Raw genomic sequence first — 14,912 nt, forward strand, 5'->3', positions numbered from 1 at the left:
TGCCCTTATGCCTGTGTCCGCCCCCCATGCGTCTTGCGAAAGGCGCCTGGGGTCTCGTTCGTCCACCGCTTGAAGGTGCGGAAGAAGTAGTTCTCGTTCTCGAAGCCGAGCCGCTCGCCGATCTCCTTCACCGGCATGTTCGTCTCAAGCAGCAGCTTCTTCGCCTGCTCCACCCGCTGCCGCTGCACGTAAGAGATCAGGTTCTCCCCGGTCTTCTTCTTGAACAGCTTCGAGAAATAGTGGGGATCCATGTTGACGAAGCGGGCGAGCCCCGTCAGATTGAGATCCTCATGCAGGTGCCCGTGAATGTGCCGGATGACCTTGTTGAGCTCGGCGTGGTCGGTCTGCAGGTTCGCGCTCTCGGCCGACGCTTCCTCGTATGCGGCGAGCCGCCGGTACAGCGCCTCCTGGAGCCCCGCGTGCCGCCGCTGCGTCACCAGCTCCTCCGCCGGACCGCCTGCTGCGCCCAGCATCTTCGCGAACGTACGGTCGCACTGGAGCGCGAAGGCCTTCACGGCCGGCGAAGGCCACCGCCCTTCCTCCATCGCCTTCCAGAGGCGCCCGAGGAGCTCGCCCGCCGTGCTGCGCTGACGCAGCTCCACGCTCTTCCAAAGGTCGCGCTCCCACTCCCACGCCACCTGCCCTCCGGTACCGCCGGACGGACGGCCGGGAAGCGGCGGAAGCAGCCCGCGCGCGCCCGAATACCAGGCTTCGTCCAGACCGTTCAGCGTCTGCAGCCAAGCCTCCTCCCAGCCCCCGGAGGCTGCTTCCGGCAGCCACACCGCGGGCTCCGCCTCCTCCGGCGCCCGCAGGCGGGAAGGGGGCCGCACCCGGCTCCAGTAGAAGCGGGTCGTGATCCCGTCGCGCTCGTACTCGAACACGTACGGCCTCTCGCCGCCGAAGTACTCCTCCAGCGCAGCCGCTTCCTTCCCGGCAGGCATCAGCGTGCCGGTCCACGCCGTCAGCACGCTGACGTACGGGAACGGCGACAGTGCCGGAGGCTCACCATCCGCGGGTGCGGCCGCATCCATTGCCGGCAGCGCGGCCGCACCCGCGTGCAGCCTGCGGGCCCACAGGGCGTCGCAGTGCTGCTGCAGGTAGACGGCCGCCGCCGCCTCCCGCTGCAGCCGCTCGCGCTCCAGCTCTTTGGCCGCCTTGGAGAGCGCGCCGAGCAGCGCCTCCGGGCTCAGGGAGAGCTTGAGCAGATACCCGCTGGCCCCGTGCTCCAGTGCGGATCGGGCGTATTCGAATTCGTTCATGCAGGTCAGCATGATGAACCGGCTTTCGGGATAGGCGGCCTTCGCCTTCTCGAGCACCTCGATCCCGTCCATTACCGGCATCACAATGTCGCAGATGACCAGGTCGGGACGCAGGCGCCCGATCAGCTCCAGCGCCTCTGCGCCGTCCTCCGCCTCCCCCACCAGCCGGAAGCCGGCGGAGGCCCAGTCGACCGTCGATTTGATCGTCTCTCTAACATAGGGCTCGTCTTCCACAAGCAGCAGTGTCCACACCGCGTCCCCCTCCTTTGATCCTATGAATCCTATGATTCTATCATTCTATGATCCCGATCCCTCGATGGCCTGCCGCTGCTCCGCCCCGCCCCCGAAGGGCTTCGAGAGGAGGAACGGCTGGCAGAGGACCGCCTTGCACCCGATCGGCATGGGCACAAGCTCAAGATATGCCTCGTGGCGGACCAAGAACAGGGTATCGCCGAGGGCCTTATGCCACTGGTCTCCCAGCGCCTTTCAGCGTTCCCCGGTCCGAGGACACCTCGCGCGGCGCTTCCGCCTCAGGCCCCCACCGCCACAGACGGCCGTTCCCGCGAAGGTACAGCGTCCCGTCTGTGCCCAGGCCGGCAATCTCCGCCTGTGCGAAGGGGAGCTCCGCCGTCACGGGCGCTCCCTCCGGCGGGAGAAGCACCGCCCGCAGGCTGCCCGCTGCCTCTTCCAGATAGGCGGTCCAGCCGCCCCGGGTCTCGTACGCCCCGGTGGGCGGCCGCTCCGCCCGGCAGGCCGGCCGTCAGCTCGCTGACGGTTCCGCCGGCAGCCTGCAGAAGCCGTCTGTCTGAGGCGAAGAGCACCTTCTCCCCGTCCGCCGCCAGCCCGGACGCCTCGCCGACGCCATCTGCGACCGGCTGCACGGTGCCGTCCGGCCGCAGGCGCGCGATTGAACCCGACGAGACGTACAGCAGTCCGCCGTCTTCCTCGAGCGCAGCTTCCCGGTAGATTGAGCCGTCGAAGGTGCGGGCCAGACCGGTCGAGGTATCGAATACCGTGCGGTGCACCCCGTCCCCCTGTCATAGAACACATAACCGCCGCGGGCTTCGCCCCGTTCACCGGTCCCCTCCCGGACCAGGCTCAGCTTCCCTTCGCTCCAGGTGTAGAAGCTGCCCGATTCGAAGCCGGATGCCAGCACTGCCGCACCTTGCGGTGTCAGCGCAGCGAAGCCGGGCGAGCCGAGACGGGCCGGAAACACCACCGCATCCGGGCCGACGCCCTCCTGCCTCAGGAGCAGGTCCCCCGCTTCCGTACGGTAGAGGATTCTTGACTCATCGTAATCCACAATCTCGCCGGGGACGCGTCCCTTCTCTTCTAGCGCTCCGGCCGGCTCGCGGTAGAGCCGGTGAAGCTGCTCGCTGAGCACGTTCCGCGCCGGGTCATAGACGTTCACCCGGTAGTGGAGCTCAGCTCCCGCGGATGGGGGCAGCCCTATGCTCTTGTCGATGCCCCCCTGTCCGCTGAAGGCAGCCAGGCTCTCGCCTTCCGGAGTGAGCAGCTCCCCTTCGATCGCCAGATCGGAAGGCTCCAGATTGTAGCTGTACGGTGTGACCTGAGCCTGTACCGTCTCCCCGGTGATCGAAGTTCCGGGGGTCGGGCTGACAAGCACATAGGGCTGAGGCACAAGAAAGAACGGCTGCGCAGCTTCCGACGTGCCGCCGGACGCATCTTCCGCTTTGACCAGCAGCGTCTGGGGTCCCTTGGCAATTCCTCTGAGGTCCAGACGTCCGACCCAGGAGCATGCCTGCCCGCACACGCGCACCAGTCCGACCCCGCGGTCTCCTACGCTGGCGGTCATCCGGGTGACGCCGGCCCCCCCATCCCGAACCTCGATGTCCAGAAGGGTATCCTGTCTTGTATCCGCGTATGGAGCTGCAACATCGGGAATAGGAGGCGCATCGGCATACACGCCTGACGGCGGCAGCAGGAGCATGAGCAGACCGCAGGCCATCATCCATCGATTGGTAGCCATTGTGTATATAACACCTGTCCTCTCGTTTATGATACATCCTGTATCCAATTGTCCGCGGCCCGCCGGCGGCGTGTGCCCGGTGAACTTTCCAGCGACTTGCAGGCTCCCCCCTCTCCCTGCGGTCTTATACCCAACACAAGGTACAGAAATGACAGGGCAATAAGATATACTACTATATTTCGACACCTGCCAGCTTTTTCCTTCCGTCGTCCGCTCCAAACCTCAACAAAAAAACCGTCCGGTTGTCCCGGACGGCGTTCTGCCTTATGCTCAATAATTGATGTAGCGCTCGAAAACAAACCCGAAATCCTTGACGCTGTACTGCTTCCGCGTTTCGACAAGCCAGTTGAACGCCTGCTGGTTGAGCTCCTTGAACCCTGTGACCAGGTCCCCTTCCGTTTTGGCCATCCGGCTGAGCGTGGAGGAAGCCAGCTCGAGGCTCTGCTGGGCGAAACCGAGCGTCACTTCGTTTTCCCGGGAGATCTCCGATATTTTGAGCAGCGCTTTGTACAGGTCCTTGAGTTCCTCCAGGAACTTCTTATTGACATCGATGGAGTAGGAGGTGCTGCCCATCGTGAACTTGATCTCGACGTCGAGATCGACCGTGCCCGCTGTCTCCAGCGACACGTTCGAGATCGGAAACGCCGCGTAGGCGTACCGGCGCAGCGTGCGCTTCTTGCTGGCCGCGGACGTGCCGTCGAGATGAATCAGCGCCTGATTCGTGAAGCAGTATTCGTCCGACTTCGATTTGATCAGAAAATAAATTTTCTCCTGGTCCTCATGCATGACATAATCGTCCGCGTCCACCTTGTCGTAATTCTCCGGACGTATGACGCTCCCCACGTCGCTGAGTCCCAGAATGTCTGCCGCTACCTTGCCGAACATATGCCTCATCTCCCGTTTTGGCAAATTTCTCTTACCCATTTCCTTTTCTGATTTCCTTTTCTGATTTCCTTTTCTGATTTCCTTTTCTGATTTCCTTTTCTAATTTCCTTTTCTTTGCCATTATACCAGAAGCAAGACGGACAAGCGCGCCGGAACTTCCGGCCGGACTGACTTTCCCGCTCAAGTAGGCTGGTACACGAACTTGCGCCGGTCCGACGCCTGGGGCGGCTGCTCCATCCAGCCCCGGCGGATCATGAGGTCCGCGCCGTCCTTGGCGAACAGCGAAATCTCGGCGGCCAGCCGCAGGTAATCCGCAGCGATGTCCGCCCTCATGGTGGCCGATGCGGAGGCGCCGTAATTCCCCAGCCCCGCCGCCGCCAAGAGCGTCATATGGAACATGATCAGCTTGTCGGAGAAGCCCGGTTCGGTCATGTTCGAGACATGCGTATCCCACGACATGGGAGCCTGAACGTCGCTGTCGATCAGGTGGTCCCCAAAGATCTTGAGATGCTTCTGGGCGATATCCTTGCCCCGCATAAGGTAATCCTTGACTTCCTTGGACTGGGCGGACTGGGCGAACGCGATCCCAAGCATGCTGCCGAGCAGATTCGTCTCGATGTTCGTGAACAGGTGAGAAATTTCGATCGCGTTCAGCGGACGTTTGTGCCTCAGCAGCCCTTCCCCTTTCAGATACGAACCGTTCTCCACGAACTCCACCACGGTAGGGACGCTGATGAATGGCGGTCGGATCGTTGTTCCCTTCGCCGTCGATACCTTGGTCGTCAGCTCGTAGAGCTCGGTTGCCGCAAGCAGACACTCCTTATAGAAGGCGAGCAGATCCTCACGAACCATCATCGACAGGAAGCCGCTGAAAGCCAGCATCCCTACCTTGGCCATCTGCCGCATATACATGAGATAGAACGTGTCGAAGAACATTTTGGGCTTCGTTACATCGACATCCTCCGACGTAAACCCGACCGGGACCACATATTCCTCTTCCTTCATTATGCTTCGCACGGTTTTCAGATTCGTCTCCGCCCGCTTCAGGGACTTGTCAACAATCGGACGGATATCCGGATCTTCGGCATGGGCTTGGAAAAAGCTCAGGACGCATACCGCCATACTCTCATTCTGGTATGAGGTCCAGAGCGCAGCAATCTCAGCCGAAGTCAAACTCATTTTTTGGTGGGTAATGCGCCTCATGCCCCGAACACCTCCCATTTCTACACGGGATAGTGTGCTAAGATTGCCGGGGTCTTATCCAGTTTCGCCTGCCTTATCCAAGGCTGCCGGCGCCCCCCGCACGCTCCGGTCCATCAAGCACACGCTTCCCGGAGGGTCGAAGGGGGAATGGCCGGCGGTGCCGAATGCGGAAGGGCCGGTATCCTAGTGAAAAAACAAACAAAGCTGCCCGCAGAGGCAGCTTTGTGATGCGTTCAGTGAAGGGCAGCCTCATTTCCAAAGTGCCGTCATTACTGCAGGAGAGGGGTCTCGAGGTGCAGCTCCATCGTCTTTCCGTCCGACCGGAGAAACCCTCCGGGAAGCTGGGCTTCCTGCACCGTGTCTTTGCCGACAAAGGCCCCGATCTTCTCTTCCACCGCACTGTTGGGCGAGAAGACATTCGCGATGCGGATGATGGTCTTGGCGGCGGCCGCATCGCTGGAGGAGGACGTAACATCCAGCACCAGCGTGTTCCCGCTGACGCCGACCAGGCCGCTGAGGCCCTGGCCCGACGTGAAGGCAATCCCGTTCTCCCGGTAGCTCAGGTCGAACTTCAGCTCCTCGAGCAGCAGGATCAGCTTCGAAGCCCCCTGCACCACCTGCCCGTTCACCGCATCCAGCGTTGCGACGCTGGCGCCGAGGGACTCTCTCAGCCCGGAAACCGCACCCGCCACCCCGTCTTTCAGCTCCGTCAGCCGGCTCCCCGCCTCCTCTGCCGCCGAGCAGCCGGCCAGCATGGCGGCGAGCAGCAGTGCCGCCGTCAGGCTCCGCACCGTATGCTTCCTGCGTCTTGATTGTCTTTTGTTCATCGTTCGACTCCCCTTCGATATGGTTACGATACATACGCAGATGCAGCCGGAAGGTTGTCAAAAAAAATACAAGGCGGGAATCTCCGGATTCCCGCCCTGTCGGCTGCTGCTCTCTCCCTAGCGAGAGCTGTATATGCGGTGAATGAGCACGGCCGTCTCCGCACGCGTGGCGGTAGCCAGCGGCTTCAGGGAAGTCCCGTCGCCTTCGACCACTTTGTTCTTGATCAGCGTCGCCACGCTGTCGGCGGCATAGGAGGCCACCTGGCCGCGGTCCGTGAACAGGCTGAGGTCCGCCGCGGTGCCCGCTTCAAGGGTGCGGCCCGACGCCTTGAGGGCGCGGGAGATCAGCACCATCATATCCTGCCTCGAGATCTCCTGCTTCGGATTGAACCTGCCGTCCGCTCCGCCTTCGGCGATCCCGAGACGCTTCGCGATGCCCACAGCCTGCGCATAGTACTGGGCGGAGGACACGTCCACGAAGGACATGTCAGGCTCCGCCTTCAGTCCGAGCGCGCGGACCAGGAGCACGATAAAGTCGGAACGGGTCACATTGGCGCCCGGCGAGAACGTGTTCGCGCCCGTGCCGTTCACGATGCCCTTGGCGGCCAGCTCGTTGATCTGCTCGCTAGCCCAGGCATATCGGCCGGTATCCTGGAAGGAGATGGAGCCGGCCGGGATCGTGAACTTCGCCTGCATGACCGCACCAAGCGAATCCTTGGCATTCACGGTCAGCTTGATCGTCGGATTCGTCTGCGTCACCGTGATGCGCGGATCGGTGCCTACGATGGAGACGGCCTGGCGGTCCAGCTCCACTTCGATGATGCCGTCCTCGCTGCGCGACGGATCGGAGATGGAGATCGTCAGCTCCTTGCCCTGCGTCTGCGTCATGACCGCCGCGCGCTTGTTGACCGTAATGCCTCCTGCACTCATCACTCCGTCGTTCCAGAAGAGCGCCGCCGTCGTGCCGCTGCCGCTCTCATGCACCGCGTGCACGGCACTGTTGTTCGCCAGCACCCGGATGTCGGGGCTTGCCGCGTACGAAGCCGTCTGCGACGCCGATTTGTTCGGCAGAAGCACGTACTGGTACGAAGCACCCGCCGGGTTCGTCCCGTGGTCGAACCACAGGCTGAGATAATTGCGCGTATGCTCCGGATTTCCTTTCGGCGCCTGCAGCACGTTGATCGTGCCCCATTTGCCCTTGCGCGACTCGCGCAGGCCGTTGATATTGGCCGCTCCCTCAGGGAAGAAGTAGCCTACGTCGGACCCTTCCACATTGCCGGCCTGGTGCGCCCACTGGACGCCCGTCATCGATTCGGACCAGCCGAGGGAGGACGGTTTGGCGGCGCCGTTCACCGTCAGCGTATTGCTGCCGGACTCATTCAGCTTGCGGTTGTCGATAATCGTCTCCACCGGATTGTTGTCGGCCGAGATGATGTCGGAGCCGAGTGCAACGACCTCGTCGTCAAACATGAACCAGGACTTCTTCGCGGTAAGCGTGGTGTCGTACGGGGACACGAGCTCCATCCCCGCCGCGCCGAACGTGCCGTTCGTCACGCCGCCGACCCAGTCCTTCGTGTTCGTGAAGCCCTGCTGGTCACCGGATTTGATCGTCTTCTGCGTCACCGTCGTCCCCGGGAGGCGGTACGGATTGACCGTCGCCCAGAATTCGTCGGCATACTGGGTGTCGTCGTTGTTATAGAGATACGTCATCCCGCTGCCGGTATACCAGCCCCTGAGGTTCTCCGGATTCGCCTCGTAGTTGGCAATCCGCTTGGAGAACATGCTGAGGCCGAGCGCGAATCCCGGACGGTGGTGGACCGCACGGGCCATCTGGTTGAACATCTTGTTCTGGACGAGCTCGCCGCGCGGCTTCACCGATTCGTGGCCGACCGTCGCCTTGGCGAGCACGATCATGTTCAGCGTCGCCACGTCATAGAAGGTCGGATCGTTCATCACCCAGTACTTGATCATGCTCTTGTAGGCGGCCGCATGCTCGACCGGGGCGACCTGCGACAGGCGCATGATACCCATGATGAGCTTGTGCCCGGCTACGTCATCCTGGAAGTAGTAGCGGGAGATCTCACGTCCGCGGACCATGTCCATCAGCTGGCCGTCCTTGTACATGAACGGCTCGAACGAATCGTAAACCCACTTCCAGACGTTGACTGCCTCCGGATCCTTCACTTCCCACTCCGTGCCCTTCAGCAGATACATGAGGCCCGCAAGTTCCTGCAGGAACGAGTTGCCGTAGCCCCCGTTATACGCGAACTCGCCGTGCTGGACGAACGAGCCGTCGGCATAGAAGCCGTCGACGGAGGTCACGTACCTGAAGACGTTCTTCTCGCCGTTGTGGCCGTCCGTGAGGTCGCTGAGGCCGTCGCGGCCCATGACCAGCTTCGCGGTGCTCCCGTCAAGGATACCCCGCACCGCGTGCACTTTCGCCCGCCATACGCGGTTCGCTCCCCAGTATTCGTAGCCGAGGCCCGCCTGGTTCGGCGAGTGGTGGTCGATGGCGGCGATCCATTTGGTCCGCTGCTCCGCCGTCAGGTCGTTGTACATGAGGATCATCGTGTCTTCGAGCCGTAGCGGCGCCCCGATCTCCCAGTCCCACCAGTTGCCGTACGCCTTGCGCACCGTATAACGATTATCGCCCATCCAGTCCAGACCCCGGATGATGTCGGCCTTCAACGCCTCATTCTTCTCCAGCGAGCCGCCTTTGGTCGAGTAGGCGAGCGCCATGGCCTTCAGCCGGTCATAGCCTTCGGTAATTTCGGCCGACGCCCCGTTGTTCTTGAGATCGGTCCAGATGCACTTGCATTCCGCACTCGCCGCATCCTTCTGCATCGTATCCCAGAAGCCGGACTTCTTGTCGTTCGACACTTCGCTGTCGATCATCTGAATGCGCCGGGCGATATCGGGATCCTTGGGGTCGTAACTGTTTCCCCCGGTCATGGTCTCCTTCCACTTCGTCCTCATCCGGCCGAAGGTATCTTCCGCCGCGGCATTGCCGCCTGTGAGGGATTCACAGGAGACGAGCAGCAGCGAGGTCAGTGTCAGCATGCAGACCCACTTTTTTGTCTTTCCACTCAATAGGAACACTCCCACCATCCGATAATTTTCTCTTCTCTCTTTTTCATCTTCTCTTCTCTCTTTTTCAATAACTCACGTGACCGGGCCCCTTCCCCCATGCCTTCCGTACAGGGTGTGAACCGCTGCGGCTCCCCGCCAGCCCCGATACAATCCGTATCGAACTGGACAGATGGGTCCCCTGTTCAGCCTTGCGGACGCAGGCTTCCCTCCCATGCTCCGGCTGCCCGTCATGCGGACGAGTCAAGTCATGAAAGCCGCCGTTCGGAAAATGAAAACACAAAGGTTTTTGAATCATGGATTCGGCATATGGGTTTGACAAATGCGGGGGATAAGAAAAAGCAGGAGGCAGCGGATGTGCCGGCGCTTCCCCGGGAGCCGGGGCGGACGGCATCCGCACACATGCGGAAGTCGATCGTATGATTCATATGCCGCTTAGGGCATAACGGCCGATCAGCCTGTTTCTCCCATTGTAGTTGAAAGAAACTCTTTCTTGCAAGCTTATTTGCAGGAAAATGACAAAAAGAACCGTCGGCAGCACATAAACCGCGGAGCAGGGCGCCCGGCCGGGTCTTCCGGTACGGGGCCCGCTGCCGCTTATGCGATTCATGGTTCTTCTCATCCCGCTTTGGGTTCTAACCTTTTTTGGAACTCTCTCTATAAGCATGAGAATAACACGGGATTATGACGTGAACATGAACGGAAGCTGAAGATGCGCTGAAAAAAAACAGGCTCCGCCCCCCGCGTTCATCCGGTCGACATTCAAGCTTCCCGGCACCCTTTCAGCTTTCGTCGAAATTTGGTTTGAAAGCCCTCGTATGGGATAATGAGGAAGACAGCCCCGCTGCATCCGGGATCCCCCGGACTCGGCGCACCCGGCCGTCCGAGGACGCTTCAGCGGTTCTGCCGGGGCTTTGCCGCAAGCCGGAACGGCCATGACCGCGGCGTATTCCGATCCGGCGGATCGCAAAGGCCGCTCACTCCTTGCCGGCGCCAAGCCCATGGGACGGTCTGCGGGTATGCCGGCGGACAGGCTGCATGATAATGGATGGGAGGAACAGGCATGATCCCTTTTTTGACACCCGAAATTCTGCGCAACCCTTATCCGATCTATGAAATGATGCGGGCAAGCCAGCCCGTGATGTATATTGAGCCGATGCGGTTCTGGTCCGTGTTCCGCTTCGACCACGTGCGCACCGTGCTCTCCGACTCCGCCCGGTTCTCTTCGGCCGGCGGCCGTCCGCCCGCTTCGCAGGGGACCCCGGCCCCCGGGCAGCGGGACGGGTTCTCCCTCATCACGACCGATCCCCCGCGCCATACCCAGCTGCGCTCGCTGGTCAACCAGGCGTTCACGCCGAAGGCCGTCGCCGCCCTGGAGCCCCGCATCGCCGAGCTGGCCCATGAGCTGCTGGACCGCGTGTCGGGCACCGGCAAGATCGACCTGATTCAGGACTTCGCCTATCCGCTGCCGGTGATCGTCATCGCGGAGCTGCTCGGCATTCCGAGCGGGGACCGGGACCGGTTCAAGCATTGGTCCGATGAGGTCGTCGCGTCGGCCGACACCCTTATCGGCGGCTCAGCCTCCGGCTCCCTGCAGGCGCACCGGGAGATGAACGAATACTTCTCCGGCATCATCGCCGAGCGCCGCAAAGCACCGAAGGACGACCTGATCTCCGCCCTGATCGCCGCCGAGGAGGGAGACTTCCACCTCTCCGAGGGGGATATCCTCTCGTTCTGCGCGCTGCTGCTGGTCGCCGGCAACGAGACGACGACGAACCTGATCGGCAACGCCGTCCTGACGCTGCTCGAGCACCCGGAGGAGCTGGCGAAGCTTCGCAGCCGTCCGGAGCTGCTCCCTTCGGCCATCGAGGAAGTGCTGCGCTTCCGCTCCCCCGTCCAGGCGATGTTCCGCACGGCGAACGAAGACGTGGAGCTCGGAGGCCAGGTCATTCCGGCCGGCTCCCGTGTCGTCGCCTTCATCGGCTCGGCGAACCGCGACGAGGAGAAGTTCCCGGATGCCGCCCGCTTCGACATCGAGCGGACGCCGAACGGGCACATCGCCTTCGGCCACGGCATCCACTTCTGCCTCGGCGCGCCGCTCGCCCGCCTCGAAGCGAGGATCGCGCTTGCGGCCGTGCTGGACCGGCTGCCGGAGCTCGCCCGCGTGAACGACGAGCCGCTGACGCCGGCACGCGGGTTCATCGTCCACGGCGTGAGCTCCATGCCGCTGCGCTTCCGGCCGCAGGAGCAGGGCGCCCGGCGATGACCCGCGGGGCACTGCCGCCGGGGGGTGACGCTTTGGGCGCCGCCTCCCGGCACGCGCAGGATACCCGTAAGGCACAGGCGCAGGGTGCTGCCGCCGAGCATCATCACGCGGGGATCACCCGGCGCCCATACCAGGGGGGTATCGCGGCGAACAAGCGCTGCGGCGGTGTCTCGTTGGCCCCCCTGCTTGCGGGTTTCTCGCGGGCGCAGCCGCACGGCTCTACTCCATGAGATCAGCTTCACGCGTCTTACTCGCAGAGCACAAACGCAGGGCCGGCACACCTTCTCGGGGAAGGCGTGCCGGCCCTGCTTGCGAGCAGTTCCTGTGCTGGTGCGGAGGGACAGCCGTCCGGTGAAGAACCCGGACACTCAGCGGAACTCAGATGCGTTATGTTCGTTGACGATCGAGCGCTTTGAAACTTAGCGGAACCGGGATTCGCTATGGACTGCTATTGCACTATTGCACGGGTTTGGGCTGAACATGCGAGCCATTCAAAGCCCCCCGACTTCCCCACGGATCTAATTCCGGCTTACAGCAGCCGGATCGTCACCGTATGGTCGAACGGCGTCACGAGATTGATATGCACGCAGCGGCAGTCCGCCGGGTGGACATCTTCGCGGAGTACGGGAAGCCGGTGCTCGAACGCCCCGCCTTCCAGCTCCAGAGCCGCCTCTGCCACCCGGTACACGGCACGGCCGCCCGTCAGGAAGTGCCGGCCTTCGCCCGCCGGCTGCAGCCCCTCGCCAGCGAGCTCACCGTCCGCCGCGAACACGAACGTGAGCTGGGCGAGCACGTCTTCCCGCCCGTCGGACTGCACGCGGATCTTCCACTCGCCTGCCAGGCGGCTCACCTCCGCCTCCAGCCGGTGCTCCTGCAGGTGCGTCATCGGACGATGCTGGTGCGGGAGCAGGTACCACGGCGAGAGGTCCCCTCCGCCGGGCCGGGCCGGCAGCATCGCCTGAGGTACAGGCCCGTTGTAGCCCTTCTCCGCCGTGCGGGCCAGCCGGTATATCCCGCCGCCCGCGGACTCGAATTCGTCGAACTTCACGATGCCCGGCTCGAAGGAAGCCGCGAGCTTCACGCCGAGCAGCTTGGCCCTGCCGTGCCTCAGCGAGAGGAAGGACGGCGTGCCTGCCATCACGGTGGCGCTCAGGTCCCCGTCGCGGATGCGGACCACCGGCGAGCCGAAGGCCAGATGCATCGAGGAGTGGAGAATGCGCATGCCGTGCCCGGCCGCTTCCGCCAGCGCCGTATGCTCGCGTACAGGGTGCGTGCCGTTCAGCACGACCTCATAGCGGTCCGGCAGCGGAGTCCGCTCCACGCCTTCGAGGCTGAGCGACGGGTCGAGCAGCCACCCGAGCAGCAGGTTGTTGTTGACCGCCTCCGGCTGACGGACGAAGCCGGAGGCGTAATCCGCCATCGAGGCGAGGAGCCCGTCGCGGTCATGGGCGGCCATCAGCCGGCAGACGAGCGCGTAAGGAGCCGGGTCCGCCGCCTGGCCGAAGTCCTGCCGGCCGGAATAATCCGTGACGACCTCGCCGCCCGGATGGAACAGATAGGCCATCATCTTCAGGTTGCGGCGCACGTACTCGAGGAGCTCGGGCCTTCCCAGCAGCCGTGCGGTGTGGTAAAGCGCAATATTGCTCACGGCATTGTAGATGCCGTTGCTCCGCTCGGTCCACTCCCCGTCCGCGGTAATGTCCATGCCTTCCGCAAGCCATGCTTCCGCGCGGGCCGCAAGCTCCGGCCGGCCGAACAGCTCGTGGAGCATCGCAAGCGCTGCGGTGAGCACCCAACGGTGGTTCGGCGTGTGGCAACCGCCCGTATCCATGGCGGGGATGGTCCGCTCCAGGAACAGGCGCAGCTTCTCCCTCGCTTCCGCCAGCGGTGTCCACGGGTGCTCCTCGAGCAGCCGGTACACCTGGGCAAGCCCGCCCACCACGAAGGCGGTATCGGGCGGCGAGTTGAAATTCGTCGAGCCGAGCGAGACCGTCCCGTCGGGATGCTGGCGGTTCAGGAGAAAATCTGCCGCAAGCCCGAACGCCTCCAGCAGCCCGCTGTCGTGGTAATAACGCGACTGCGGGTGCACTAGCGCGCATGCCCAGACCGCCATGTAGCGTGGCGTGCCCACGTGGGTGGGCCGGGCGATGCCGCTCTCATCGCGGATCCCCCCGTAATAGCGGGAAGAAGCGTCCCTGATCTGCTCGCGCAGGGAAGCCTCCGTCCATTCGTCATTCCTTCGGATCAAGTTCCGGCCTATGGTATCCAAGCTGCATTCCCCTTCTCTGTATCGTCTTCACGTGGTTTCTGTATCCTCGTCCCGGACTTCCCGGGTATTCGTTCTTCCCTATGGCCTCGCCGTCTTCACGCCTGCCCCCCGCTTCAGCCCGCCGCACTCTCAAGCGCCTGCAGCCTTCCGGTCAGCAGGCGGTGGCTCTTGTGGATGTCCTCGGGCAGGCAGGCGGCCTTCAGCTCGTATACCTTGACCTTGGCACAGGCGATCGCCTCCAGATACGGGTCGAAAAACCGCTCCTCCCCGCTGTGCACATACGGACACCAATGGTCCGACAGCCCCAGGGTTTCATGGATGTGCACGCCATAGATGAAGCGCTTAATCTCTCCGAGCTCCGCCTCGGCATCATAGAGTCCCATGCGCTGCATCATCATCGCGTGACCCGTGTCGAGCCACAGGTGCACCGGGGCTCCCTGCAGCCGGCCGCAGATCTCCGCCGCCTCCCGCAGTGTGGGGATCTGATAGCAGCGCGAGCGCGTTTCGATGCCGACCGCCGCGTTCCATCCCCGCCGCGCCGCCTCTTCGCACACTTCCTCGAGGCTCTCGGCGATGCGCTGCACATACCTTGGCGCCAGCGCCGATCTGCGTTCCATCATCCGCTCCCAGAGCGCCCGGTACTGCGGCGACTGCGGCCCGTAAGCCTGCCACAGCTGCTTCAGCTCCGCATCGATATTGCTCTCGAACGGCACCTCGCCCGGATGAACGACCACCGCTTCCGCGCCGTACCGGTGGGCATATTCCATCGACTGCAGGAGCAGGTCCACGGAACGCCTTCGCATCCCCTCGTCGTCATAGCCGAGCATCACCGAATCGGTATCGTACGCCTTGTCGTTCACGAACGGGAACACGTTGTGCACGCTGGAGACGCCGATGTCCCCCCGCTCGATCATCGGCTCGATCGTCTCCAGCAGCTCCTGCGTAATGTTATAGTTGAGCTCCACCCGGCGGAAGCCGAGGGCCCGGATCTCCTCGATGAGCTCCCGGCCGCCCGTGAGCCTTTTGATATTCCAGCATGTGGAGAACGAATACGCACCCTTGTCTATCATAATCGCTTCCCCTTCCTCCATCTACCGCCGCCATGATAAGTTTTCGTAAATCCAGC

At 62.9% G+C, this 14,912-nt stretch carries 10 protein-coding genes; 1 reads left to right on the top strand and 9 read right to left on the bottom strand.

What is annotated here, in order from left to right:
* Nucleotides 1-5 precede the first annotated feature (5 nt).
* The 7 genes from PM3016_RS24120 to PM3016_RS24145 form a co-directional block, all read right to left on the bottom strand.
* Nucleotides 6-1,511, bottom strand: a complete 1,506-nt coding sequence (locus PM3016_RS24120) for a response regulator transcription factor (protein WP_014371299.1) — start codon at nt 1,509-1,511, stop codon at nt 6-8.
* A 208-nt stretch (nt 1,512-1,719) separates the two neighbouring features.
* Nucleotides 1,720-1,893 (bottom strand): hypothetical protein, encoded by a 174-nt coding sequence (locus tag PM3016_RS40180; protein WP_238540310.1) that lies wholly within the window; start codon nt 1,891-1,893, stop codon nt 1,720-1,722.
* Between the two features lie 126 nt (nt 1,894-2,019).
* Complete coding sequence (locus PM3016_RS24125) at nt 2,020-3,249, bottom strand: hypothetical protein (protein ID WP_014371300.1); 1,230 nt, start codon at nt 3,247-3,249, stop codon at nt 2,020-2,022.
* Nucleotides 3,250-3,519: 270 nt separating this feature from the next.
* Nucleotides 3,520-4,134 (bottom strand): PH domain-containing protein, encoded by a 615-nt coding sequence (locus tag PM3016_RS24130; protein WP_013919233.1) that lies wholly within the window; start codon nt 4,132-4,134, stop codon nt 3,520-3,522.
* Nucleotides 4,135-4,314: 180 nt separating this feature from the next.
* Nucleotides 4,315-5,337 (bottom strand): DUF3231 family protein, encoded by a 1,023-nt coding sequence (locus tag PM3016_RS24135; protein ID WP_014371301.1) that lies wholly within the window; start codon nt 5,335-5,337, stop codon nt 4,315-4,317.
* 269 nt (nt 5,338-5,606) lie between these two features.
* Nucleotides 5,607-6,164, bottom strand: coding sequence for a hypothetical protein (locus PM3016_RS24140; protein ID WP_013919236.1), 558 nt, complete (start codon nt 6,162-6,164; stop codon nt 5,607-5,609).
* Nucleotides 6,165-6,281: 117 nt separating this feature from the next.
* On the bottom strand, nt 6,282-9,263 hold the full coding sequence (locus PM3016_RS24145; RefSeq protein ID WP_238540634.1) for a polysaccharide lyase family 8 super-sandwich domain-containing protein: 2,982 nt from the start codon (nt 9,261-9,263) through the stop codon (nt 6,282-6,284).
* 1,051 nt (nt 9,264-10,314) lie between these two features.
* On the opposite strand from PM3016_RS24145, the gene PM3016_RS24150 reads away from it, so the two are divergent.
* Nucleotides 10,315-11,517: a cytochrome P450 gene (locus PM3016_RS24150; RefSeq protein WP_014371303.1), complete on the top strand. Its 1,203-nt coding sequence runs from the start codon at nt 10,315-10,317 to the stop codon at nt 11,515-11,517.
* 529 nt (nt 11,518-12,046) lie between these two features.
* Here PM3016_RS24150 and PM3016_RS24160 read toward each other — a convergent pair.
* Both PM3016_RS24160 and PM3016_RS24165 read right to left on the bottom strand, forming a co-directional pair.
* Nucleotides 12,047-13,786 (bottom strand): prenyltransferase/squalene oxidase repeat-containing protein, encoded by a 1,740-nt coding sequence (locus tag PM3016_RS24160; RefSeq protein WP_014371305.1) that lies wholly within the window; start codon nt 13,784-13,786, stop codon nt 12,047-12,049.
* A gap of 113 nt (nt 13,787-13,899) precedes the next feature.
* Complete coding sequence (locus PM3016_RS24165) at nt 13,900-14,877, bottom strand: sugar phosphate isomerase/epimerase family protein (protein WP_014371306.1); 978 nt, start codon at nt 14,875-14,877, stop codon at nt 13,900-13,902.
* Nucleotides 14,878-14,912 lie beyond the last annotated feature (35 nt).

The organism is Paenibacillus mucilaginosus 3016, from assembly GCF_000250655.1.
In the GTDB taxonomy this organism is placed as follows: Bacteria; Bacillota; Bacilli; order Paenibacillales; family NBRC-103111; genus Paenibacillus_G; species Paenibacillus_G mucilaginosus.